This window comes from Bacteroidales bacterium (assembly GCA_031275285.1).
Classification (GTDB): domain Bacteria; phylum Bacteroidota; class Bacteroidia; order Bacteroidales; family UBA4181; genus JAIRLS01.
Map to the genome: position 1 here is coordinate 1 of JAISOY010000118.1, position 26,339 is coordinate 26,339.

Annotated in this window: 17 protein-coding genes; 8 read left to right on the plus strand and 9 right to left on the minus strand. The window is 42.1% G+C overall.

Translation table 11 applies throughout. The features are described 5' to 3' along the window. The 7 genes from LBQ60_12205 to LBQ60_12235 form a co-directional block, all read left to right on the plus strand. On the plus strand, positions 1–1,418 hold a 1,418-nt coding region (locus LBQ60_12205), incomplete at its 5' end, for a SusC/RagA family TonB-linked outer membrane protein (protein ID MDR2038677.1). Positions 1,419–1,429: 11 nt separating this feature from the next. After that, the gene (locus LBQ60_12210; GenBank protein MDR2038678.1) at positions 1,430–3,343 is read left to right on the plus strand and encodes a RagB/SusD family nutrient uptake outer membrane protein; all 1,914 of its coding nucleotides are present in this window, start codon (positions 1,430–1,432) and stop codon (positions 3,341–3,343) included. Positions 3,344–3,555: 212 nt separating this feature from the next. Further along, complete coding sequence (locus tag LBQ60_12215; protein ID MDR2038679.1) at positions 3,556–4,794, plus strand: DUF4959 domain-containing protein; 1,239 nt, start codon at positions 3,556–3,558, stop codon at positions 4,792–4,794. 18 nt (positions 4,795–4,812) lie between these two features. Beyond that, entirely contained in the window at positions 4,813–6,570 is a 1,758-nt protein-coding gene (locus LBQ60_12220) for a DUF4998 domain-containing protein (protein ID MDR2038680.1), read from the plus strand. Between the two features lie 412 nt (positions 6,571–6,982). Then, complete coding sequence (locus LBQ60_12225; protein ID MDR2038681.1) at positions 6,983–8,452, plus strand: sialate O-acetylesterase; 1,470 nt, start codon at positions 6,983–6,985, stop codon at positions 8,450–8,452. Between the two features lie 34 nt (positions 8,453–8,486). Next, a complete protein-coding gene (locus LBQ60_12230) occupies positions 8,487–10,217 on the plus strand; it encodes a family 10 glycosylhydrolase (GenBank protein ID MDR2038682.1) in 1,731 nt (576 codons plus the stop codon). Between the two features lie 68 nt (positions 10,218–10,285). Next, the gene (locus tag LBQ60_12235) at positions 10,286–11,551 is read left to right on the plus strand and encodes a DUF1080 domain-containing protein (protein ID MDR2038683.1); all 1,266 of its coding nucleotides are present in this window, start codon (positions 10,286–10,288) and stop codon (positions 11,549–11,551) included. 471 nt (positions 11,552–12,022) lie between these two features. Here LBQ60_12235 and LBQ60_12240 read toward each other — a convergent pair whose 3' ends face one another. Continuing rightward, positions 12,023–12,238 (minus strand): hypothetical protein, encoded by a 216-nt coding sequence (locus tag LBQ60_12240; GenBank protein MDR2038684.1) that lies wholly within the window; start codon positions 12,236–12,238, stop codon positions 12,023–12,025. 124 nt (positions 12,239–12,362) lie between these two features. Here LBQ60_12240 and LBQ60_12245 point away from each other — a divergent pair, with 124 nt between their 5' ends. Then, positions 12,363–12,923, plus strand: a complete 561-nt coding sequence (locus tag LBQ60_12245; GenBank protein ID MDR2038685.1) for a hypothetical protein — start codon at positions 12,363–12,365, stop codon at positions 12,921–12,923. On the opposite strand, the gene lpxA is transcribed toward LBQ60_12245, so the two are convergent. From lpxA to LBQ60_12285, 8 genes are all read right to left on the minus strand, one after another. Next, positions 12,916–13,683, minus strand: a complete 768-nt coding sequence (gene lpxA / locus LBQ60_12250; GenBank protein ID MDR2038686.1) for an acyl-ACP--UDP-N-acetylglucosamine O-acyltransferase — start codon at positions 13,681–13,683, stop codon at positions 12,916–12,918. The two genes, LBQ60_12245 and lpxA, sit on opposite strands and share 8 nt — an antisense overlap. A gap of 200 nt (positions 13,684–13,883) precedes the next feature. Beyond that, positions 13,884–15,302, minus strand: a complete 1,419-nt coding sequence (locus LBQ60_12255; protein ID MDR2038687.1) for an efflux transporter outer membrane subunit — start codon at positions 15,300–15,302, stop codon at positions 13,884–13,886. Next, positions 15,289–18,453 (minus strand): efflux RND transporter permease subunit, encoded by a 3,165-nt coding sequence (locus LBQ60_12260; protein ID MDR2038688.1) that lies wholly within the window; start codon positions 18,451–18,453, stop codon positions 15,289–15,291. Before LBQ60_12260 ends, LBQ60_12255 begins: the two co-directional genes overlap by 14 nt. Before the next feature lie 10 nt (positions 18,454–18,463). After that, a complete protein-coding gene (locus LBQ60_12265) occupies positions 18,464–19,579 on the minus strand; it encodes an efflux RND transporter periplasmic adaptor subunit (protein ID MDR2038689.1) in 1,116 nt (371 codons plus the stop codon). A gap of 821 nt (positions 19,580–20,400) precedes the next feature. Further along, positions 20,401–21,507 carry a discoidin domain-containing protein gene (locus LBQ60_12270; protein MDR2038690.1) on the minus strand — a complete coding sequence of 369 codons (1,107 nt, stop codon included), beginning with the start codon at positions 21,505–21,507 and terminating at the stop codon, positions 20,401–20,403. A 12-nt stretch (positions 21,508–21,519) separates the two neighbouring features. Continuing rightward, on the minus strand, positions 21,520–22,758 hold the full coding sequence (locus LBQ60_12275) for a DUF4959 domain-containing protein (protein MDR2038691.1): 1,239 nt from the start codon (positions 22,756–22,758) through the stop codon (positions 21,520–21,522). A gap of 17 nt (positions 22,759–22,775) precedes the next feature. Then, entirely contained in the window at positions 22,776–24,695 is a 1,920-nt protein-coding gene (locus LBQ60_12280; protein ID MDR2038692.1) for a RagB/SusD family nutrient uptake outer membrane protein, read from the minus strand. A gap of 12 nt (positions 24,696–24,707) precedes the next feature. Continuing rightward, on the minus strand, positions 24,708–26,339 hold a 1,632-nt coding region (locus LBQ60_12285), incomplete at its 5' end, for a SusC/RagA family TonB-linked outer membrane protein (GenBank protein ID MDR2038693.1).

Here is a 26,339-nt window from a genome sequence, read left to right on the forward strand (position 1 = left end):
CCAACACTGCCGTTACAACGATACAGCAATCGCTTCCGCAACGGAATATATCTACAGCCGGGAGAATAGCTTACGGATATGATTCGCGGTATTTTGCAGAACTTAATTTCGGATATAACGGCAGCGAACGGTTTGCCAAAAACGAACGGTTTGGCTTCTTCCCTTCGGCAGGTGTAGGATGGATGGTATCCAACGAATCATTCATGGAACCTCTGAAAAAGACCATTACCAGCCTGAAACTAAAAGCAACATACGGGTTGGTAGGCAACGACCAGATAGGTTCTTTAGCCGACAGGTTTTTCTACATGTCCCAGGTCAATATGGAGGATGGTAATTATGGGCATACCTTTGGTACTGAATTGGGAACTACAAAACCGGGGATATCCATAGGACGTTATGCCAATGATCTGGTGACATGGGAAGTGGCAAAAAAACTAAATCTCGGGATCGAAATGACCCTTTTCGAAGACCTGAGCATCCTGGCGGATTATTTCACCGAAAGGAGGGAAAATATCTTACAAACCCGGCAGAATGTACCCAGCAGCATGGGATTGGCCTCTATTCCACAGTCTAACCTTGGTATCGCTGAAGGTAAGGGTTTTGAGATCGAACTCAAATATCAGAAATCGTTCAGTCCTGATTTTTGGTTAGTGATGAACGGTAACTTTACCTATGCTACCAGTAAATACAAAAAAATAGAAGAACCCGATTATTCTGACACTCCATGGAAATCGCAGGTAGGACAAAAGCTGAACCAGTTGAATGGATATATAGCCGAACGTTTATTTATCGATGAAGAAGAAGTAAGCTACTCGCCCCTGCAGAATTTCGGGGATGCTACCCGGACGATGGCCGGAGATATCAAATACAAGGATATCAACAATGACGATGTGATCAATAGCAATGACATGGTACCGATAGGATATCCCAGTACTCCGGAAATAATTTACGGGGCAGGTCTCTCCATGGGTATATATCGTTTTGATCTTTCCTGTTTCTTTCAGGGATCGGCCAGGTCTTCATTCATGATAGATGTGGCAAAAGTATCCCCTTTCATCGACAACGGACAAAGGGGGTTGCTCCAGGATATTGCAGACGACCACTGGTCGGAACAAAACCGTAGTTTCCATCCTTTCTGGCCACGCTTGTCTGAAAATGTAATACGGAACAATGCTCAGAATAGCACCTACTGGTTACAGGACGGCACCTTTCTTCGACTTAAAACAGCCGAAATCGGATATACGCTTCCCGAACAACTTACGCGGAAGATCCGGATAAAAACTTTCCGGATATATCTAAGCGGGGTTAACCTGCTGGTATGGTCTAAATTTAAGCTCTGGGATCCTGAAATGGCTGGAAATGGACTGGGCTATCCGATTCAGAGAGTATATAATCTTGGTTTAAATCTTATCTTTTAAATACAATCAATATGAAAAATCCTATTACAAAAATCTGCATTGTCCTTTTTGCAGTTTGTACTATTGGCTGTAGTGACTACCTGGATGTTGTTCCCGATGACGTACCACGGATCGAACACGCATTCTCCAACCGGGAAACGACGGAACGATTCCTCTATTCCTGTTATTCCTTCCTGCCTAATATAATCCATATGTGGAATTACCCTGCCTATTTTAATAGCCTCGATGAGTTTAACATTTCTGGGTTTGCCCTCCAGAATTTTCAGACTACTCCAGCAGGAAAGATCAGTTTTGGCGGACAAAATTCCGATGATCCGCTTCAAAATTATTGGTCAGGAGGCAATGGCGGTACAAACCTGTTCTTAGCCATCCGCCAGTGTAATATTTTTCTCGAGGAGATTCATCATCCACGCGATATAGAGGAACAGGAAAGAAACCGGTGGATTGGCGAAGTCACCTTCCTGAAAGCATATTATCATTTCTTCCTGTTGCAATTATATGGTCCTATCCCGTTAATCAAGGAGAATATTCCCTTATCTGCTCCTCCTGAGGATACGTGGGTGTTTCGTGAACCGGTGGATGAATGTGTAGATTATATTGTTGAACTTCTTGATAATGCTTCTCCAAATCTACCTGTGATCATTGCCAATCCGATCGAAGAAGACGGCAGGATCACACGTCCTATTGCCCTGGCTGTAAAAGCAAAAGTTCTGGCTTTGGCTGCAAGTCCTTTGTTCAACGGGAATCCTGATTACGAAAGCTGGGTCGATTCAAGAAATAAACAATTAATATCTTCCACTTATAGCAGAGAAAAATGGGTAAGAGCAGCTAATGCGATAAAATCAGCCATAGATACCTGTCATATGGCCGGATTAGCGCTTTACCGGTATGATAAGATGTCCATGGCCAATACCAGTGCGATGAACGACAGCCTGATCAAACTGATGCATGTCAGGAAAGGTCTCACCGAAAGATGGAATAAAGGGATCATCTGGACAGACACCAGGCCGGTCGGTGATCTTCAGAGTTTATGTATTCCGATCATGAATGCTATCGATATTGGTAAAATAACACCTCGTTTCTACGCCTCATTTGATATGACAGAGTTATTCTATACCAATAAAGGTATTCCTATCACCGAAGATCCGGACTGGAATTACGATGCCCGTTATCAGTTACGTGTATCTACCTCTGAAGCAAATAATGGAACTTACATTCCAATAAATGAAAGAACAGTTGCCCTCCATTTTGACAGGGAGCCCCGGTTTTATGCAAATCTGGGATTCGACAGGGGCTTTTTCGAAATGTCCAACCTGACCAACAACAGGGGAAAAACCTTTACTCCTTTCTTAAAGGCCAGATTAGGAGATGTGTCCAACTATGAATCCCCTATTGCCTATTATATCAAGAAATTAGTAGCTTATGAGTCAGGTGCGAATGCAACCGGAGGATATGTACTGGATAGGTACCTTTTCCCGGTCGTTAGGCTTGCAGATCTTTACCTGCTCTACAGCGAAGCGCTGAATGAAGTGTCTGACAATCCTAATGAGGAAGTATATCATTGGATCGACCAGGTAAGAGCCGTTACCGGACTGAAAGGTGTTGTTGATTCATGGGCAAATTCCCTGTATCCCGATCGCCCATCCGATAAAAAGGAAATGCGGAAAATCATCCATCAGGAGCGAATGATTGAACTGGCTTTCGAAGGTCAACGTTTTTGGGATGTACGGCGATGGAAACGAATCAATGAATTCTGGTCTCTTCCGGGAAAGAATTGGAACAATTCCGGACGTACCGCAGAAGATTATTATACGATGGTTCAAATCAGGGAACCACGTAAAATATCTGTAAAAGATTATCTCTGGCCTATCAGCCTCGATGATTTGAGAATAAATAGGAATTTAGTACAAACATGGGGATGGTAATCAGCATGTGTAAAATTAAACCGGTGCAGGCTTTCATGTTACAAATAAATTGTTTTGATAATTACTCGCTGACGCTCATGAGATCACTTACGCTAAGTTCATCATATGAATGACTTAAAATATCCAATGTGCAATAATCAATTATCAATAATCAATTATCAATTATTTAAAGGCTTACTCCGGTAAATATGTTAAATATTAATCTAATTATCATGAATCATTTTAAAATATACCTGTTACTATTTTTATTTATCCATATTGCATATGCGTGTAAGGATGATAAAAATGAATCTGATCAACCCGTTGCTATTACCGATTATGAAGTAACCCCGATTAATGGAGGGGCGATCATTACATATGCTATTCCGAATGATCCGGATATTTTATGCGTGACAGCAGAATATACGAGGAATGGAGAGCATTTTACCGAACGTTCTTCCTATCATAAAAACTCGATACGTATTGAAGGTTTCAGGGCATCGGAATCAGAATCGGTAACTGTTACACTTTATACTGAAAATCAGAATGAAATCCGCTCCGAACCTCTGGTCGTGAACTTTACCCCACTTCAGGCTTTAGTTGACCTGGCAAAAGAGTCCATCAGCTTTACGACTTCTTTCGGCGGTATTATTCTAAATTGGGAGAATCTGATGAAAACGGAACTGAATATCCATCTTATGGCTTTCGTAGACGGTGAGCTAAAAAAAGATGAAATATACTTTTCATCACTTCCAAATGATAAACGTTCTTATCGCGGATATGACCCGGTAGAAACTACTTTTGCCGTTGTGGTTGGAGATAAATGGAAGAATATATCCGATACCGTTTATTATAACACAACTCCCATGTTTGAATTAGAAGTGCCAAAACCCTGGGGAGATATGAGACTATACTGTAAAGGGGATAATCTCACTGAATTACAGGCCTCTCACGCCTTCCCAAAGTTTTTTGACGGAATTATAGGATCTCACACCTACGGTTACCTGAATCAACCTCTTTCGGAAGGAGCCTCATTCACTTTCGATATGAAAGAAGTTTTTAAACTGAGCCGTTTTAAATTCTGGCCCAGTTTACGGGGATATACTGAAGTTATTGATGTTTATGGCAATGTGAACATTACCGAATTTGAAATGTGGGGGTCACCTGTATTGGATACGAATAAACCTGACTCTTATTGGATGGAAAATGACGATCCTTCCGGAACCTTCAAAGAGGATTGGGAATATCTTGGTTATTTTGTTCGCGAAAGGCTCGATTTACTGGGCGCCAGTAATGATGAAATCTGGCAAAGGGGTGCAGTAGATGGAGATGAATTTGAATTACCGCTGGAATTGAACCCGGTCCGGTACATACGTTTCTTCCCCCGCGCCACGGCGGATGGCAAGCCTATTCCCAATAATTACTGGCAATTGGGTGAGTTGAGTTTCTTTGGTACCAATGAAATCGAATAAATGTAAATCATGAAGAAAATGAAAAACATATTTTTAGGGATATTGATGATCATATCCTTTATATCTTCCGGATGTAGTGATATGGACGACATTCATCAGGATTATCTTGATGAAGGAGAGAAGACATACCTGGGCATGACCGATAGCCTGACCGCTTTATCAGGAGAAGGCAGGATAAAACTCAAATGGTACATTAATGCCGACCCCAAGATAGAGCAAACCGTGATCTACTGGAATATGCGCCAGGACTCTGTTGTTAAAACCATTGTAAGAACAGAAAATGGAGTACAGGCGGATTCTACAATCATCAATAATTTGCCTGAGGGTAATTATTCTTTTGAACTGTTCAATAAGAATACAAGAGGTGATCGTTCATTGTTTTCGACAGTTCAGGGAGTATCATATGGCGATAGTTACAGGGAAACATTGAAAAACAGGAATATCACGACGATGAAAATCCTTGCTTACAACAAGAATGAACAAACTTCCGATGTTGAAATTGTATGGGGACCTACTCTTCCGGAAACACTTGGGGCGAAAATTTCTTATAAAAAACGTTCTTCCGGCGAGCAAATGGTGATATTTGTTAAAGCTGATGCATCAAGCACCATACTAACCGATGTAGGAAACGGATTGAATGATCCTGCGGATATTCTGGAAATATCTACCCGGTATTATCAGGAAAACGCTTTGGATACCATTATTTCTTACCCTCAAAAAGAACAGATATGTATTTACTCCGCGTCCGGAACCCGTTCCGATTATGGAAATGATGGAACTTTCAAAGAAAGCACGTCGTACAGTGATATACTAAAGATGCTTAGAAGGGTCTCAGCATTTAATGCAACAGATGCTTACGACTGTAACCGTGTGGCTGAATTTGCGACTTCATCCAATACTTTGTTTCGAATGACATTTCAAGGTAACCAGGTAAAAACAGAGGGGTATTTCAATGGATTACTTAATACAATATCCGATGTTGAAAACGGTGAATTTATACCGGAACAGCAGAAGGTGAAATTGAAATATCAATTTCTACAGAATGATGGAAGTTACTCCATTGTAGAAGAAGAATTATTACCGGCAGATATTACTTTTCCCGTCGTTCCCGATAAAGTATATAGTTTCGGGGCAAACAAGGACGGACTGTTCTTCACCAGAGGAGATGATTTGCTACAAGTTGATCCATCAGGAGATTTGTGGTTATATAAACCTCAAGTAGACAAAACATTCGCTGCGCCTACGAAGATAGCATCAGGATGGACCGGTTTTGCTTCGGTATTTTATTTACCAGACAACAGGATCATGAGGTTTGATCTGGATAAGGTAGATTGTGCCATCATTGAAGATGAGAACTACACTCTTAGCTATGTACCATTTTTTGGTTCCGGATGGGCTGGATTGAGCATCAACAGATTAATGCCGTTTAAGGATTTCGCGCTCATTATGACCGATGTTTCCGGTGCATTTAAAAAGATTGGTATCAGCCAAAGCAACTCGTGGTTGGGTGGTTTTGACAACATCAGCACAGGATTTCAAAATTACCGGAAGATCATTCCTTACGATAACGCAGTTTTATTGATCGATCAATCCGGCGATTTATGGATGATGCCTTTATCCGACGATTTTGTATTGGGTAGCCGGGTGAATCTGGGCAGCGGATGGAATAAATATATCGACGTAATCAAACAAGGAACGACTTTGCTCTGTTTGGATGAAAATGGCGATCTATGGCGTTATGATTTTAATCCTGATCTGTCCTGGAATATTGATTAAAAGTAGTTTTCAGACAAAAGTAATCACCTTGTTTTACTTTTAAGGTGAGATGTAATAACGAGGCTGTCCAAAAAGTCCAAAACAACGGCTTAACCTTTAGCTCGACGAAGTCAATTACAAATTAAGCCGAACGCTAGCCCGTGCAAAATAAGCAGATAGCGTTGAGCGGAATTTGTAATTCCGCTCTAAAAATAACTTTTGGGACAGCCTCATCTCATTAAAAAGAACTTCGGCAAATTTTAGTCAATATATCTGATCCGGACCGAAACATTTTATCCCAATGATGCAAATATCAGAATGCTTTCCGGACTCCATCAAAAGAGGTCATAATCAACTAAAAACAAGTGGATGACCGGATCTTATCAGGATGTTTATTGCTCTAATAAATGTATTTAAAAAAATACCAGTCCACATGAAGAAAATTTATTTTACCATTTCATTGCTTTTGTGTTTCACCTTCCACTCATTTTCTGAAGTGAAATTAGCTTCCTGCTATGGTGAAAATATGGTTCTTCAGCGGGATCAGGATATTATAATCCGGGGAACATCTGATCCGGAAGAACAAATTGTGGTTTCATTTCTGGATACCAAGGCAGAAACTACAGCAGATAAAGAGGGTAGGTGGAATGTCAGGTTTGATGCTTGTCCATACGGCGGCCCGCATCAGATGATCATTAAAGGAGCGAATAATAGCATAGAGTTTAATAATATATTAATTGGCGATGTATGGCTCTGCAGCGGCCAGTCTAATATGGTCTGGTCTGTCGGGCAATCAGCTAATCCGGAATTTGAAATAGCTAATGCATCATATCCTCATATCCGGTTATTTTTAACTCCTGGACGGTGGTCTTTTGATCCCCGGCATGAAACATCGGGTTCCTGGAACGAGTGTAATAGCAAGAATATCCAATCCTTCTCGGCGGTAGCCTATTTTTTTGCACGGGAAATATATCTGCAAACCGGAATTCCGCAGGGACTGATCTGTTCAGCATGGGGCGCCAGTGAAATTGAACCCTGGTTAAGCCCTAAAGCAATTGATAATTTAGACAAAGAGTTAAAAGACCACTATCAGTATACACCAGAAAATTATCCGTCGAAAGTAAAGGAAATCCTTACGCGGAATCCGGAAAGAATCTGGGATTATAATCCGAATCTGTATCCCGGCGTTTTGTACAACGGGATGATCCATCCTTTTATTGGGTTCCGCCTTAAAGGAATACTTTGGTACCAGGGAGAGAATAACGCACATGTCCAACGCTCCGATGAATATAAATTCCTTTTCCCTGTTTTGATCAATGACTGGCGTGAACGTTGGGGGTATGAACTTCCTTTCTATTGGGTACAGTTACCATCGTATATTCCTCCATCTGTCCCGGAAGGTCATATTTCCTGGACTGTGTTGAGGGAATCACAACATGCAGCGCTGAGCTTGCCTCAGACAGGCGAAGCTGTTACCATTGATATTGGCGATGCCAATGATGTTCATCCCCGTAACAAACAAGATGTTGGCTACCGTTTAGCTTTAATTGCGCTAAATAAATTATATGGCAGGAATGTCATTTATTCGGGACCAATTTATAAATCTGTTCGTTTTCAAGGCAATAAAGCCTTTTTAAAATTCGATTGTATGGGTTCATGCCTATCAAACAGGTATCCAAATGGAGAATTAAAAGGTTTCTCAATCGCCGGAAAAGATCAAGTGTTCGAGCAAGCCAAAGCCCAGGTTAAGAATTGTAACCGCCTGGAAATTTATTCTGATAAGATAAAAAAACCTCGATATGTCCGTTATGCCTGGGAAAATTGTCCGTTAGAAGCCAATCTTATAAATACGGAAGGATTACCTGCTGCGCCGTTTCGGACAGATCATATACCGGAAAAATGATACGGTAGAAATATTTAACCCTTAACTATTTTGTATGCCCATAATTATTTTCCAATCCCTTAAAGAAAGGTTCAGCATAATTAGTCTTTCGGTAATTGTATTTTCATTCATGATCATTCTCTTTTCAGGATGTGTCAGGAAGTCACAACAGTCTCAATTTGAAGTTCGTGCGCTTTGGGTCGATCCGCCCGGCTTTAAAGATAAAGAAACAGTAGACGGGCTGATCGAAAAATGCCGGAAAGCAGGTATTAATACCATTATTCCGGACATTATGCTGCGTGAAAATGTTTGGTTTAAATCAGTCAACTTCGCAGGAAAAGTAAATGCAGATGACCAGTTCGACCCGCTTGAGTATTTGATTAAAAAAGCGCATGCGGATGGAATAAAGGTTCAAGCCTGGAGCTGTGTTTATCATTCAATCGCTAAATATCCCGAATGGAATAGTAAACCTTTTGCATCCGATAATTATAATGGCGGTTTCCTATCAGCGGCACACCCTGACGTAAATCCATATTTATTATCAGTACTCAGGGAATTGTTAAATTATGATATCGATGGTATACATCTTGACTATACACGCTACTGGAATGCTGCCTTTGATTATTCGGATGCTGCCTGCAACCGTTTCAGGGCTTCCCATGGTTTTAATCCGAAAGATTTTCTTGATCATCCTGAAAGAATTGTTCCCCCGGATAAGGACGTTTATCCTGTCAGGGTCCTGTGCCCTCTGAAAATGGCTGAATGGGAAATGGGATCCGTTGAACGTAACCTTAACCGTACGGAAATTGGTTATGCTTATCTATCGGAACAGACGGCCAATATCGATGCTTTGAAAACACCGGGATTGCTTATTGTAAGTTATTACCATCAAGTCCCGGCAGATATGATCAATGCCCTGGAAAGATTTGTAAATCGTGGTGGAGATATAGTGTGGATGGATCCTACAAGTGATTTATTCAATAAGCAGGAATTTAATGCGCTCACAGGAATTACCGGAGCCCGTTATTTCGGGTTGGATCGCATGAAATTCCGGACTTTGGATGATCATCCGTTTGGAAAGCTTTTCGATACCTTACAGGTAAAGATCGATGGTAATCTGCTGACGGAAGGAGAAGCTGAAGTCATTGCCTGCACAGATTCCGGTGAACCGGTCATCCGGATCCTTCAAAAGGGTAAGGGACATGTTATGACAGTAGGTTTGGGAGTAATGGATAGTGGTTCGCAAGAGATTATTCAACTGTTGATAGATATCATTACCGGCTTTAAAACACAGGCTGGTATCACCGGGCCCGACTTAATGGCCGAAAAGCGTAAACTGTGGATTGACTGGAGAGCCAGCTTTCCTCTGGATTTGGTCTGTGAACTAAACAAAATGATCAAAGAGAAAAATCCGGACCTGCTTCTTACAGCTGCCGCGGGAGTTGGTCCGCAGGAATATTACAGTATTTACCGTGATGGCCGCGACTGGCTGATCGAAAACATTGTCGATTATATTTTTCCCATGAATTACACCGAAGAAATCGATGACCTGCAGGATATTCTGGATGAGCAGTTATTTCATACGCCTGATGATATGTCTGATAGAATATATCCCGGATTACAATTGTATACTTTCAGAAATAATAACGCCGCTTCTATAGATGCTTCTATCGTAGACGAACAAATCGGATTAATAAAGCAATACGGTTACCGGGGATTTTGCTTATTCGCATACTCTTATTTTTCAGATGAAATAATAGAGGTCGTAAAAAAGTATAGTCAATAAAATGATGAATCAATAACAGAACATTCGTGAATGTTATAATATAATCCTAACAATTAATATATTATCAAATGAAAAAGTGTAATTATCTTGTAATTTTAACTGTTGTCTTTTTTTCGGCCTGCCAGACCAGGCACAATGTACTTACCGAAGCTGAAAAAGCGGAAGGTTGGCAATTATTATTTGACGGTGAAACGTTGAACGGATGGCGTAATTATAACGGCACTGAACTTACCGCTCCATGGGTAGTGGAGGATGGAACGCTGTCCGCCCTTGGAAAAGGAAGTGATGAAAACGGGTATATTGTTACCAACCAACCATACGAAAATTTCGAGCTCTTGTTTGATTGGAAAATTTCCGAAGGTGGAAACAGCGGGCTTTTGTACCATGTCCTAGAACGTCCGGGATATAATGTACCTTATCTTACCGGACCGGAATTCCAGATTATCGACAACATCGGGTTCCCCGGAAAACTGGAAAACTGGCAGATGGCCTGTGCCGATTATGCCATGTATCCTGCCGATTTAAGCAAAGCGACTTTGAAACCTGCTATGGAATGGAACACATACAGGATTGTATTTGATAACGGTCATGTAGAGCATTGGCTGAATGGCGTAAAAGTAGTAGAATTTAAGGCGTGGAGCGAAGACTGGTTCGTAAAGAAAAACAGTGGAAAATGGGAAAATGCTCCTGAATACGGATTAGCCCATAAAGGTGTATTTTGCCTGCAGGATCATGGGGATCGTTCCTGGTTCCGTAATATCAAGGTAAAGGAACTTCCGCGTAAACCGAAAAAAGATATCAGTCTGTTCAACGGCAGGGATTTAACCGGATGGGAAATATACGGCACAGAAAAATGGTATGTAAACGACGAAGGACTGCTTGTATGTGAAAGCGGACCCAACAAAGAATATGGCTACCTGGCTACAAGGGAATATTATAATGATTTTGAATTGACTGCCGATTTCAGACAAGTGGCTGACGGGAACAGCGGCATTTTCTTCCGTTCGCACATCGAATCGGGAGTGAAAATATCCGGATGGCAGGTTGAAGTATCACCTCCGGGATATGATACCGGTGGTATATATGAATCATATGGCAGAGACTGGTTGGTTCAGATACCGGACGAAAAGGAAAATATCCTGAAAATGGGCGAATGGAATACTATGCGCATCCGTGTAAAAGGTGACCAGGTGAGTACATGGCTGAACGGCACCCAGATGGTGGATATAACCGATGAAAAAATAGGCAGGGAACAGGGGCGGATCGCCCTGCAGATCCATGATGGTGGCGGAATAAAGGTATTCTGGAAAAATCTGAAATTGAAAGAATTGTAATTATCTTTACTACATAGAATATGCTAAAATCGTTTCATCCGGAAATAAAAAGCTTGTAAATAATTTAAACTTAAAACTATAACAAATGGTAGTAGGTATATGGCAATTATTGCTGCTCATGCACATTGTTTTGTTTGTAATAGGTATGATATTATTAATTAATTTTAAAACATCATTTGTTAATAAAGTATTATGGGCACTTTTCATGTTTTTGATACCTTGGATTGGAAGCATTAGCTTTTTGATCTGGCGCAATTATCAGTTGAAACGTTAAAAGGACAATAATTGAAATTCAAGGTTGTCTGATTCAAGAGAAAAGAATCAGACAACCTCTTTTTGTATCTCAAAATCTGCTTATAGAAGGAAACTTAATAAAGTAATTAAGTGAAGATAATAGACTTAAATAAATTAGCCATATAAAAAACAATATCTGTGAAAAAGTGCAATAGCACTCCGGACGTAGTCCGTTTTTCAGGCAAAGCCTACTATATTGACGATTTTCCGTTCAAACGCAGCCGACAGGCGGAGTGCGTTTAAATCGTCAAGCCATTTTTGGTTACTTTTTGTGGCTTCAAAAAGTAACGAAGAAATAAACGTACTGTTTACCAGATTATTGATATCTACATAATATTTGATAGTATTTGCTTTTAAGGTTATCTTGCTATTTGAAGAAATATCAAACATCATCAGATAAAGTGTATCTATGTAACAATAAAAAGGCCATTCATTCGTGTTTTTACGAATAAATCAATAAAAATCCGTAAAATTATGAATTAATACTTATACTTGTAGCATATATAAAATACCCGGAATGAAAATATTTAGCAAGTTATTGATCGTACTTTTACTATTGATCAACATCGGATGCGGATCGTCTTCCAGTAAAAACAAGAACATGCAGGGTTGGAAAACACTGGAGGAAAATGCCTATTCAATACAGTATCCTCCTGAATGGGAATTAGACAAAAACGGACAAATGAATACCCATTTTGTATTGTTTTCACCTTTGGTATCCCATCAGGATCATTTCAGTGAGAACATCAATCTCATCATACAGGATTTATCCGGTCTGTCTATCGATCTGGAAAGATATACCGAAATATCGGAGGAGCAGATCAAAACACTGATAGATAATTCCATCATCCTAAAAAATGACCGGATAAAAAACAATTCAGAAGAATATCAACGGGTTTTATTTACAGGTGACCAGGGAAATTTTCACCTTATATTCGAGCAACATTATTATGTTTGGGATAATAAAGCCTATGTGCTTACGTTCACCTGTGAAGAATCCAATTATAAAGATTATCAGGATATCGGTGAAAGAATACTTAATTCGTTTGTTATCAAAAAATCGGGTGTTCCTATCTAACAATTCCCCGTTGTGAATTACTGACAAAATCCATGATGTATTCAATTTCAGGACTAAGGATAACTTCTTCTTTAATTCTGGCGATAGCATCATTTACATTAAGATTACTGTTGTATATCAGTTTATAGGCATTCCGGATGTTCTCAATCACCACATCGGAAAACCCGGCCCGGCGAAGGCCTACGATATTGATCCCGCAATAAGCAATGGGTTCACGTGCTGCAATAATATACGGAGGAATATCCTTACTAAAACGTGATCCGCCCTGGATCATACAAAGACTGCCCACATGGCAAAACTGATGCATCAATACACAGGCGCTTACAATTGCCCGGTCATCAATGATCACTTCTCCTGCTATTTTTGTAGAATTACCTATGATACAATTATTTCCAAGATCGACATCATGACCGACATGTGATCCTTCCATCAACAGGTTATGGCTGCCGACAATGGTTTTTCCTTTGGATGCTGTTCCCCGGTTAATCGTTACATTCTCACGGATCCGGTTATAATCACCGACTTCAGCTACTGTTTCTTCACCCTGAAATTTGGTGTCTTGCGGAACAGCACCGATAACGGCTCCCGGAAATATATGATTATGATTACCTATTCTGGCCCCATATAAAATATTGGCATTGGCCATGATAACGTTATTTTCGCCAATGACGACATTTTTATCTATAAAAACAAACGGACCTATTTCGGTATTCTTACCAATAACAGCATCCGGATGAACTGAAGCAAGTGGACTGATCATATTCTACTGATTTTAACCGGGTAAATGATGAAAGTGTATTTAAACCTGCATGTTTTTCAAAACAAAGGCACAAAAGTAAGCATTTCTTATGGAAATATCAATTGGTAATACCAGCTATTTTGAATACTTAATTTTCATAGTTCACAAAAGGGGAAACCTGTAAAAGTCTCCCCTACCCTATGTTCTGAAATAAAGTAAACCTAATCTGCTCCTCCGCCAAGCGCCCTGTACAGATTTACAGTTGCCTGTAATTGTTCCAGAAAGTCATTTACCTGACTGAGCTGGGCCTGTAATAAATTCTGCTCGGCAGTTAACACCTCTGTATAATTGGCCTCTCCAGCTTTAAGTAATTCCTGGGTGAAATATACTGCAGTTTTCAATGCTTCTACCTGTTTCGCCCTGGTTTCGTTTTTCCGTAAAGAGGATTTGTATGAATACAAAATGTCGGATACTTCCTGGCTTGCATCCAACACGGTTTTCTCGAATGTTAGCAAAGCTTCTTCCTGTTGGGCTTTGGCAATCTGAAGGTTGCCCGTCAGTTGTCTTTTGGCAAAAATGGGTTGAACCAGTCCGCCGGCAATATTGGCCATGATATTTTCAGGCTTGAAAAAATCACTGATGGTAGTGGATGTATATCCGATCATGCTTCCTGAAGTCTGTGATCCCAGTGTTAAGGAAGGATAAAAACTCGCTCTTGCGGCATTAGTCAATTCAAAAGCAGCCCTGAAACCTAGCTCAGCCTGCCTGATATCAGGACGTTTGGCAAGCATCTGTACAGGAACGCCATATTTGAGTTCATCCGGTATCACTTGTCGGGACATTGAAGACCGTGGTATAGAATCCGGCTTACGTCCTAGCATCAGACAGATGGAGTTTTCCAGTTGCCTGACCTGGTTTTCGAGGTCGGGAACGCTTGTCCGGGTGGCATACAACAGTGCCTTGCTCTGCTCCACAGCAGCTCCGTTAAGCACACCGGCATCTTTCAATGCTTCCATGGTCGACTTACTCTCTTCCAGTAATTCTATGGTTTCCGTTGTAATGGTCAGTTGTTCATCCATAGCCAGTAAAGCATAATAAGTAGTGGCAATATTAGCGATCAATGAGGTCTGAACGAGGTTTTTATATGTCTCACTACTCAGGAAACGGGCATAAGCCGCACGTTTCTGCCTGCTGATCTTACCCCAGATATCCAATTCCCACGACACGGCTGCCGCCAGGGTAAACTGATCTTTCGGATAGCCCAATACTTTTTTCCCGGATTCCCCCATACTGACACGGGTTTCCGCTGCCTCAGCCACTATCGACACCGATGGGAAAAATCCGGCACGTGCCATTTTCAGGTTCACTTCCGCTTCCCTGATCCGGGTAGCAGCAATGCGCAAATCGTAATTATTCTTCAATCCTTCATCGATCAGGCCGACAAGGATCGTATCGTTAAAATACTTTTTCCAGGGGATATCGGCGATGGTGGTCGTATCGGAAGGATCTTCCCCCCTGAACAGACTCCGGGCATCATATTCCGGTGAATGATACCTGTTAAAGATCTGGCAGGAAGAAAGGATCCCTATATGAAATATCAATAACCACGCTCCTACCCTAAAGTTCCTATGCTTGTTCATTGTCGGCTGTTTGATTAATGGGTTTATTCGAAGGTTGACTGATTTTCTCCTGTAAGGACTGGAATACCATGAAAAGCGTAGGGATGACGAAAACACCGATCAATGTGCCTATAAGCATCCCTCCAACAGCACTGATCCCAATAGACCGGTTACCTACCGCGCCTGCCACGCTGGAAAATACCAGGGGTAATAATCCGCAGATAAAAGCAATGGATGTCATCAATACGGGACGTAACCGGGCGGAAGCACCGCTGATTGCCGCCTCAATGATACTCATCCCCTCTTTGCGCCTCTGTACGGCATATTCAACAATCAGAATAGCGTTTTTGGACAACAGGCCGATCAGCATGATCATTGAGATCTGTACATAAATGTTGTTGACAATTCCACTCCCGTTCATCAACGAAAGAAAAACAAAAATGAAAATACCAGATAAGCCGACCGGTAAGGAGAAGATCACTGCCAGCGGCAATACATAGCTTTCATATAATGCCGATAGCAATAAATAGACAAATACCAGACATATCACAAATATGAGGATGGTCTGGCTGCCTCCCTTGGTTTCCTCACGGCTGATGCCTGAATAATCATAGGTATAACCGGAAGGAAGCGTTTCACTACTGACTTCCCTGACAACATTGATCACATCCCCTGTGCTGTACCCATGGATCATATCCGGGATGATCGTAACATCCATTGAAGAATACATATTGAATCTTGCCAGCGACTGTGGTCCGGTAACGTCCGTTACTGTGATGAATTCCGTAACAGGCGCCATTTCACCGGTTGGTGTCTGGACAAATAATCCGTCCAGATCAGCTGTGGTTGCCCTGTATTCAGGTGCAGCCTGCATCATTACCCGGAACTGTTGTCCGTAAAGATTGAAACTGGACACATACATACTTCCGATGAAGGCCTGTAAAGTGGTCATTACTTCACTCAGTGTCAGTCCGGCATCTTTTATTTTTGCGATGTCCGCATCAATCTGTTTTTGCGGGAAATTAGGATTAAAAGTAGTCATGGCCATCATCACTTCCTTCCTTTCTCTCAATTTCCCAAGAAACTGATTGGTTATATCATAGAACTTGTTGATATCTCCTCCCATTTTGTCCTGCAATTGCATGGTAACACCCGTTCCCAATCCGAATCCCTGCAGGGTAGGAACACCCATAAACAGGAACGAGGCATCCCGGATAGAATCTGTCTTTTGCTTCATGATGGCGGCAATATCATTCGTAGTTACTTTACGTTCACTCCATGGTTTCATTTTCATCATGATACTCGCATAGGAACTTCCTATTCCGCTCATAATGTTGACACCGGTGATATTCAGCACATGACTGACATCAGGTGTCTCAGATGCGATTCTCACTACCTCCTTCACCAATGAATCCGTCCGTTCCAACGATGCACCGGGAGGAAGGGTGATCATTCCCATGACACCACCGCTATCTTCCTGGGGAACAAATCCGGAAGGTATCTTCTGCAACATAAAGAAAAGGATCGTCCCGGTAATGATCACTACCAGGAAAGCAATCCAGCGATGTGATGTTTTCCCGAGAAAATTTAACGATGACTGGTATTTCTTAATAGTAGCATTGAATCCTTTATTGAAGGATCCATAAAAACGTTTCAGGATTCCTTTTTTATTTCTTTCTTCATGCGGCTTCAGAAAAACAGCGCTTAAAGCAGGGCTTAAAGTCAAAGCATTGATCGCTGAAATGGCTATGGCTATAGCAAGAGTCAATCCGAACTGTTTGAAGAACACACCGCTCGTTCCTCCGATGAAACTAACCGGAATGAATACGGCCGACATTACCAGGGTAATGGACACAATGGCCGGTGCGATTTCTTTCAATGCAGTTTTTGTTGCAACCCTCGGGTCCTTTTCTCCCGCATCGAGCTTGGCATGTACCGCTTCAACGACTACAATGGCATCATCCACCACAATACCGATGGCCAGAACCAGTGCAAAAAGGGTCAACAGGTTGATGGAAAAACCGAATATACGCAGGAAAAAGAATGTCCCTACAATGGCTACAGGAACTGCAATGGCCGGAATGATGGTAGACCGGAAATCCTGCAGGAAGATGAATACGACAATGAACACGAGTATAAAAGCTTCGATGATCGTATGGATGACTTTAGTGATCGATTCGGACAGGAATTCATTGGCGTCCGAGATATATGTCAGTTTCAATCCCGGTGGAAATGTAGCAGAAGCCTCATTCAACTGATCTTTAACATCGTTGATCACCTGCCGGGCATTGGATCCTGCCGTTTGACTGATCCCTATGGCCACAGCTTCCAAATTATCCATCTGGGTATATACACTGTAATTTAAAGATCCTAATTCAACATCTGCGATATCTTTTACCCTTAATATTTGTCCGTTATTCGACCGGATAATAATATTCCCGAATTCTTCGGTCGTCTTCAGGCGTCCGGTAAATTTAAGGGTATATTCGAAAGTCTGGTTGCTGTTTTCGCCCAATTGTCCCGGAGCTGCATTGATATTCTGATCCTGCAGCGATGCGATCACCTCGAGCGGTGTAAGCTTGTATGAAGCCATTACATCCGGCTTTAACCATATACGCATGGAATAATCCTTGGCTCCGAAAACATTGGCGCTACCCACTCCTTTCACACGTTGGATCTGGGGTAACAGATTGATATTTGCATAATTCTGTATGAATTGGCCGTCAAAATCCGGATTATCCGATACCAATGCAATCATCAGTATGTTACTGCTTTGCTGCTTTCTAACCGTTACACCTGTCTGTACTACTTCCTGAGGGAGTAAAGATGTGGCTTTTGAGGCCAGGTTCTGGACATTGACTGCTGCAATATCAGGGTCGACCCCCTGTTCGAAATAAACAGTAATATTGGCTGTTCCATTATTGGAAGAGGTGGAAGTCATATAGGTCATACCTTCCACACCATTTATCTGTTGTTCCAACGGGATCACCACACTGTTCATGATCACATCCGCATTGGCTCCCGGATATGATGCCGATACCTGTATGGTAGGAGGTGCAATATCAGGATACTGCTCGATAGGTAAGGTGGCCAGTCCGATGATACCAAGAACAACAATAATAATGGATATAACGGTAGATAATACCGGCCTGTCTATAAATATCTTTAACATACCATCAGGATTACCGGGTTACTTTTATTTTCTGTCCATTGACCAGGGTGGCAACTCCATCCGTAACAATTTTATCTCCGTCGGAAAGCCCTTCTGTAACCACATAGTTCTTTCCGTCAGGCATAGCTGTTACGGATATCACTTTCTGTACCACGGAGTCGCCCTGTACTTTATACACCATCACTTTATCCTGCAAGGCAAATGTCGCTTTCTGAGGTACGACCAACACCTGCTGTATCGTATGAGGAATAGAAAGCCTGCCGCTGATCCCGCTTCTCAGTATCCCTTTCGGATTAGGAAATTCCGCCCTGAAACTGGCTGTTCCTGTTGTGGCATCCAATACCCCTGAAATGGTCCCGACCTTTCCTTTTTCCGGATATATGGAACCATCTGCCAGTTTCAGGGTTACAGGGGGTATATTTTCGATCTTTTCGGCCTGGTTTTTTCCTTCAAGACCATTCAGTAATTCCATCAACGCTTTTTCATTCATGGAAAAATAAGCATACACCGTACTTATATTGGCCACAGTAGTAAGTACATTAGTACTGTTCACAAGGCTCCCCTGCCTGTAGGGGATCGACCCCACTACCCCGTCAACCGGGCTGGTGACTGTGGTCCATTTTCTTGTTTCGGTGGCATTGACCAATTCCGCATTTGCCTGCATTTCTGCTGCCAATGCCGACTTATATGCATTTTCATAGGATTGTAACTGTACCTCACTTACAATTCCTTTTTCCGCCAAAGGTTTCATCCGGTCTACATTGAGCTTTGCGGTATTCACCTGTGCTTTAGCGCTGTTTAATGATGCCCGGGCCGCCGCCAATGATTGTACTGTCTGCGGTGAGTTGATCTCGAACAACTTTTCTCCTTGTGTAACAGTGGCGCCTTCATCTATATATATGGCATTGATAAAGCCGTCGATCCGGGGCCTGATCTCGATATCCTCCTTTCCCCTGATCACTACAGGGTATTCATTCTGAAGTACGGCATCCTCTTTTTCCAGCACTGCTATAGGATACTCCTTTGGTCCGGCTTTTTGTCCGGTTTCTGCGTTTTCCTGCCGATTACCACATGAAGAGATAGTGAATAAAATCACTACACTTCCAATCATCGTAATTAATTTCATCTGTTTATAATTTTATATTTTAAGGTCAGATTGTATGTCCATATTTAATCATTATGATTAGTGCACCTTAGTGCATGGACATTTCATGTTGTTGTTCTGTTATTAAAAAATATTCAATATGGTTTTCCGAAATAAGCACTTTGTGCTATTTATTATTTCCTTAAGTCACATTGATCAAATGGATTACGCTCAATAAATATGACATTAATTATCTTATATTACTTATCTATCTTTCCTACTCCTTAAATGATCCGGTTTTTTGTTGATGGGATCATTCTTTTCTGTGCTCCTTGATATATTGGCAAATAAAGTATTACCTGAAAAGGAATCATCCTCACCGGAAAATATTCCAGATCTATGCTTTACTATAATAAAATAGATCAAAGGCTTGTTTCTGTGATGCCCTTAATTTGCGTGATACATTCATTTATTCCGGACAAAAAACCGGACTTTCGTAATTCTCTGTTCTATTGTCATTTCTGTGTCAAATATTAGTTCGCGGCAAATGTAATCGAAATAAATAACATCTGATACAAAAAATCAAAAAGAACTGTTTATCAATAAATACATCATTCTATTGTTCATAAACACAAGGTGTTCAGAAAAAATATTCGCAATATCACGAACATACAACAGCAAATTAAAAAAACCTGATCAAATTATATCCTCAAACAAAATTGGATTGTGACTTAGATAATTAAAACTGAGAGTCAGCAGTGTCGAGTTGTCATATATGTGTTATACTATTTATTTTCAACACACATATAAAATAAAAAAACCGCGAAAGTGTTTACTTTCACGGCTTTTCATTTTCAAAAACACTAATTACCCAGTTCGTAAATTCGGATTTCAGACAAACTCGCACTATACCCCCGGTTTCCTGCAGTAATGAGCACATTCACGTAACGGGCATTTACCGTTCCGGGTAATATAATTTCGCCTGTCAGATCAGTAGAAGACGGGCCGAAATCATATTCTGCAATGGTAACAAAATTATCCCCCGCGTTCTCCTTGGCTTCAATCACAACAGTACGCGTATCGGTAACCATGGTTGTATGGTTGCGCCGTGATATAGCGATCTTTGAGATCTCATATACCTGTTGCATGTCTAGTTCCAGCGTATATGGGAATGGTCCGGTTTCCAGGCTATGCCACATGGTAGAAGTATTGCCGTCCAACACGTTTGTAGCAGGATAACTGGCCGAAAGCACCGAACTGGCTGTAATACTCCATCCTGTCCTGCTTAATTCGCGGTAAAAAACAGCAAAATCCATATTCGTGGCGTTGGTTGCTATTGTATCGATGGCGGATGTTTCCGGGACAAACAATGATACATAACTAAAGGCCCCTCCAGAAACATAGTCGTCAAGCACTAAAGTAGTCTGGTCGGCCTTGATAAAAACTTCTTTTTCCTGCCCGTTTTTATTGATATAGCTCATTTTTGTCCCTACGCATCCCTCTTCGAGCGACCATTGAAGGGTTATATTATTTTCCGCAGCTACCTGACTTGTTACCAGCCTATTATAGAGTCCTTTGCGATATATTTCCCCATACGATTCCACGGAAACAGTGTTGAATAAAGAGCAGTACCCGTCCCTGCTTTTATTGACCATTTCCATAATATATTTTCCTTCCGGCAGGGGAATAATTTGTATCATTGCTGTATCCGTACGGTTCACCGGTACCGTCAGGGAATCCTCCCGGTCGTTCCAGTAAATACAACATTCGGCTATCTTGGGGTCGGCATTCAACTTCCATATCAATTGTATCCGCTCAAATCCCCCGTTTGCCGCAACAATATCGGGATAGCCTATATATACTTCTTCTCCTTCGTCCAGATACTTCTGGTGAATATCATACATATCATCGCAGGATACAATAAGGCATGCCGAGATAAAAACAATTGTCGAATAAATTAAATATTTCATGGTATTCTTCTTTTAATAATAATTTTCCAGAATTTGACCCCAAAATGTCATTTCTGCGATCTGGGCAATAGTTCCGCCACTCCAGTTTTCCAGCATATGGATACGGATATACCTGACAGCCGGGGCTTCCAACAGTACTTCATGTTCATCCCCGCCTTTTATATATTCTTCATCTTCACTGGTATAATCAGTTCCAGGAAGTCCAGAAGGCTTGTAACAATGCGCTTCGCAAATGAGATCCCAGCCGTCCAGCGAGCCGGTTGCCCTCATTTCAGTCGTGATTTCCTGACAGCCATAAACTATATAATGTTTCAGGTTATTGTGATTATAAATGAAAGTGCTATTAGCTGTTCTTTGCCACATCTTGAACCGGCTTAATTTAGCCAGTTGCCCCATATCAAAGGTTACAAATTTTCCTATACCCGGTTCGCCGGATGTCGGCGTGTGAAAGCATTCCGTTGCTGAAGTAATTCCATCCCAGATCCTATAATAAGTATAGCTGTCATTTAACGGAGTAGCATCGTTAGGTAATTTTGTTATTGCCCTGAACCTGGATTTAACCAATTGTTCCTCGAATAAAGGTTTTTGCGTCGTTACCAGCATTTCGGAATAATTATCCCAGCGGTCGCGGATAGTGACACCCACTGATACAGAAAGCGTATCCATACCGCGTATCGTACCTAACCCGGTCTTTGCACTGGAATAAAAATTCTCCAGGTTTATCCAGTCACCAATGGAATCTTTTACAAAAACGCTAACAATAATATTGTTTTCATCCGCATTTTCCCATGTCAGCCTGAGTCCGCCGAAACCGGATACGACATCCATTGATTCGTAGATAAGTTCTACAGGGGATTCCAACGGGTTGACGGTAATTTCCACAGGTTCCGATTCATTCCCACTTTTATCGACACTTCTTAAGAACACCGTGTAATCGCCTTTTTTCCCGAATCCCTGCACTTTCAGTTGGTCGTTATAAACAGAAGATTTGGTGGTATATTCTACCCCATTTATTTCATAACTAGCTGTGACACAAAGCAGGTCGTTATCTGAAGGAGCCTGGAAATAAATAATGGCCGCACCGTTCATATTTTTAATATCTGTAACAACCGGAGGTCCCGGCGGGGTACCGTCCTGGGAGGACAAACCCAATTTTGTGTCATCTTTGCATCCCGTCGATAGCAGGATCAAGAAAGTGAGCAGGACGCCTGCTCCTTTCCTTATGGAAAATAAAAATTCACTTGTTTTCATAATTCGTTATTTATCGATTAATTCCAACCTGGATTTTGTACTAAATTCGGATTCTTCTGGATCGCTTCCACCTTTAACGGCCATAGAAAGTCTTTGTAGGTGTACTTTGATCGTTCAAAAACGGTAGTTACCCGGTAGAACTCCTCAACAGTAGCACCTTTTGCGTTCCATCCTTTGACCGTATTGGGTAACTCGATCTTCCATCGACGCATGTCCCAGAAGCGTTTTCCTTCACAAGCCAGCTCATTCAACCGTTCCTTGCGAATAATATCCCGCATGCCGTCCTTGGTTGCCGGTTTGGTCGGATACTTGGAATACAATGCCCAGGAATCGACCACACCATCCAATCCGGCACGGGTACGCACTTTATCGATATAATCATAAACGTCCTGATTAGGTGCGCTTAAGGATTCATTTAGTGCTTCCGCATACATCAGGTAAAGGTCGGCCAGACGGATGATCGGGAATGCATAGCGGTAAGACTGCCAGGCCGAGGAAGTAATCGAGCTTTTAAAACTGACCACTTTTTTATTCAGGTATCCTGTTATGGGATAATCTTCCGAAGTCCGCATACCGGAATATTCCCCGGCCAAAAAATGAGGCTTCGACAGGGCAGTACTATCATTGGCGTCTCCCGACATGTACCAGGCGCCCCGGTCGAAAGAGATACTGCTGTAAAAGCGCAGCTCCCTGTTCAGGTGCAGCATGGCGGTTTGCCCCCCCACTTCCAGGATATGCTTATTGATCCCTTCATCGGGAACAGTCGTGATTGTGTATCGTTCCGGGTAATTGGCCGCCCAAAAAGCACTGTTGTCCTCATCAATCGGTACCCCATTACTAGAATAAAACTGTTCTGCCACCACTAATGTCGGGGCCAAAAGACTACGTGCCGTATAATAATTCCGGGTGGATGATATTTTCGTCATGGCCAATGTTTGCAATGCATCCGTACTACGCGTGCTTCCCCAGATGATCTCCCTGTTCCACCTGTCGGTTACCGCTTCGCCGATACTTAAGATAGTACGGGTGGTATTCGAAATAATAATCCCCTCTTTAAACACATACAGTTCATGTTTTGCTTCTTCCGCCGACCGGATGGCTTCCAGCGCTGCATCGGCTGCACGCTGCCATTTTGATTGATCTGCAGCTACAGGAAATAAATTCCTTCCCTGCGAATCTTTCACATTGGCATAATCCGGATTACCGTTCATCAGTGGACTGGCCGCAAACAGAAGCGCCTGGGCCTTTACCGCCAGAGCTATCGGTTGCGTAATACGTCCCATTTCCTGTCCTTCATCCGAGATATACAACGGAAGGTTTTCCAATGATTGATCGATTGCCGCCACGATATAGTCGACTACGTCATCGAATGGTTCCCGGAATTTACGCACCTCATCTATCGAAGCGTTTACCCCTACGTTTTCATCCATGATAGGGATAGGACCGTATAACTGCATCAGATAGAAATGATAATAGGCTTTCAGGAAAGTTATCTCGGATGTCCACCGGTCACGGTCGTATTCATCCATATCTTTCGGACGGTGAATGTTTTCCAGAAATATATTACAATCACGGATGCCTATCCATAAATTGGTACCTCCATTTCCGGCATCCCAATAATTCATATACGGATTATTGTTATTCTGGGCTCCGCGACCAATTTCCCAGCAATTCAATGAGACCCGGGAATCAATCAGCCCAGTACCTTTTGGGATAAGCCAATGTTCATCGCCGGCCAGAAAGCCGAGCGCGCTTCCCGCATCATCGAACCGGGGCAGATAAGAGTAGCAGGTATACAGGAATTTCTCCGCATTTGCCCTGTTACTAAAAGCATTGTCCATAGACGGTACTCCTTCGGGTACAACATCTAGATAATCCGAACAGGAGTTACTCCCTAGCATCAGGGATATAAATATAAAGATTAGTATCTTTTTCATGTTGATTTACTTTTAGAATGTAAGATTAAGGCCTATGTTCACAACACGTTGTACCGGGTATCCTAATCCATCTCCTCCCATTTCAGGATCCCATAATTTAAAATTACTGAAACACAGCAAGTTGGTACTACTTACATAGAAGCGTAAACTGTTTAACCTCAGCTTGTGCGAAATATGATCAGGTAACGTATATCCAAGTTCTGCGGATTTTAAACGCAAAAAATTCCCGTTGCGCATAAACCAGGTGTTTAAAAGATCACTGTTGTTATCACTGCCTTTACCCTGACCGTTATTGGCAACATGGTAAGAGGCTAAGCGTGGCCAGACCGCATATACATTCTGGTTCGCTTCACTCCAATGGTCTTCCTCGATAAATTGAAGCACTGCATTGTTTCCTTTTGACCCGCTGAGAGAATTCCTGAAAGGAGTTACCGCCAGGGCGTCTATCCAGAAGGAAGAACGAGCCGATCCCTGGAAGAAACAGGAAAAATCAAAGCCTTTATATCCGGCGGAAAAACCGAACCCGTATATAATCTCCGGTGTGGTCGGGTAGCCGATAGGTACCTTATCCCGATTATCTATAATACCATCTTTATTGATGTCCTTGTATTTGATATCGCCGGCCATGTAATCTCCAAACTGTTGCCTGGGCGAATTCAATACATCATCCGCATCTACAAACAGGCGCTCAGCTATTAAACCGTATTTTTGGGATATTTTTTGATCTACCCTGGAAAGCCAGGGGGTGGTGTTGGAATAATCCGGTTCTTCATAAACGGAGTACTTACTGCTGGCATAGGTAAAATTACCGCGCACGGTGATCCAGAGATCCTTGCTGAAGGATTTCTGGTAATCGACGGAGACGTCGATCCCACGCCCCTTGGCTTCTCCTAGATTTGCACGGGGAGTAGCCTGTAAGCCCATCAATGTCGGGATATCGGCGCGTATCTGCAGGATATTCGTCCGCTTTTCCGTGAAATACTCGGCCTGGATCTCCAGTTCCTTGAACAGCTTCATTTCAACTCCCAGGTTCAGCTTGTGCGATATTTCCCAGCCTATCTTCCGGTCGGAATAACGGGAGATAGAGATACCGTTCAATGTCCGGCCAAAATCGGTCCCGAATGTAAACCCCTTACCGGAATTATTCATATTTACCTCGGAAAGGTAGAAAAAACGTTCATTGGAAATAGCATCATTTCCTACAATCCCATAAGAAGCCTTTAATTTAAAAAGTTGTATTACATTAGCCAGAGGGGATGACTCCCAAAAGGATTCTTTGGATACGACCCATCCAAGTCCCCCGGAAGGGAAAAAGCCCCAGCGGTTATTCCTGTCGAAACGCTCCGATCCGTTATAACCGAAGTTTGCCTCGATGTAATAACGGTCCAGCAAACCATAGGTAAACCGACCGGCCAATCCTAAGTTACGCGACGGAAGCGAATTCTGAAGGGTACTTTCATTGGCCGTGAGCGATTCGCGGGCCGTCCACACCAACATACCGCTTACCGTATGCTTCTCGGCAAAGGTACGGTCGTACGAAAGTGCCGTTTCCAGGTATATGGAACTGGATACCTGCTTTGAGCCAGGTACATAATTCAGGTAATCGGTGCCTGTATCTGCGTTCAGGGCAGTCAGAATATACTT

Excerpts from the sequence above, each read along its gene's own strand:
- LBQ60_12240 (MDR2038684.1), bottom strand. The coding sequence starts at position 12,238 with ATGATGTTTGATATTTCTTCAAATAGCAAGATAACCTTAAAAGCAAAT.
- LBQ60_12255 (MDR2038687.1), bottom strand. The coding sequence starts at position 15,302 with ATGAACAAGCATAGGAACTTTAGGGTAGGAGCGTGGTTATTGATATTT.
- LBQ60_12275 (MDR2038691.1), bottom strand. The coding sequence starts at position 22,758 with ATGAAAACAAGTGAATTTTTATTTTCCATAAGGAAAGGAGCAGGCGTC.
- LBQ60_12210 (MDR2038678.1), top strand. The coding sequence starts at position 1,430 with ATGAAAAATCCTATTACAAAAATCTGCATTGTCCTTTTTGCAGTTTGT.
- LBQ60_12235 (MDR2038683.1), top strand. The coding sequence starts at position 10,286 with ATGAAAAAGTGTAATTATCTTGTAATTTTAACTGTTGTCTTTTTTTCG.
- LBQ60_12260 (MDR2038688.1), bottom strand. The coding sequence starts at position 18,453 with ATGTTAAAGATATTTATAGACAGGCCGGTATTATCTACCGTTATATCC.
- LBQ60_12230 (MDR2038682.1), top strand. The coding sequence starts at position 8,487 with ATGCCCATAATTATTTTCCAATCCCTTAAAGAAAGGTTCAGCATAATT.
- LBQ60_12280 (MDR2038692.1), bottom strand. The coding sequence starts at position 24,695 with ATGAAAAAGATACTAATCTTTATATTTATATCCCTGATGCTAGGGAGT.
- lpxA (MDR2038686.1), bottom strand. The coding sequence starts at position 13,683 with ATGATCAGTCCACTTGCTTCAGTTCATCCGGATGCTGTTATTGGTAAG.
- LBQ60_12215 (MDR2038679.1), top strand. The coding sequence starts at position 3,556 with ATGAATCATTTTAAAATATACCTGTTACTATTTTTATTTATCCATATT.
- LBQ60_12270 (MDR2038690.1), bottom strand. The coding sequence starts at position 21,507 with ATGAAATATTTAATTTATTCGACAATTGTTTTTATCTCGGCATGCCTT.
- LBQ60_12225 (MDR2038681.1), top strand. The coding sequence starts at position 6,983 with ATGAAGAAAATTTATTTTACCATTTCATTGCTTTTGTGTTTCACCTTC.
- LBQ60_12245 (MDR2038685.1), top strand. The coding sequence starts at position 12,363 with ATGAAAATATTTAGCAAGTTATTGATCGTACTTTTACTATTGATCAAC.
- LBQ60_12265 (MDR2038689.1), bottom strand. The coding sequence starts at position 19,579 with ATGAAATTAATTACGATGATTGGAAGTGTAGTGATTTTATTCACTATC.
- LBQ60_12220 (MDR2038680.1), top strand. The coding sequence starts at position 4,813 with ATGAAAAACATATTTTTAGGGATATTGATGATCATATCCTTTATATCT.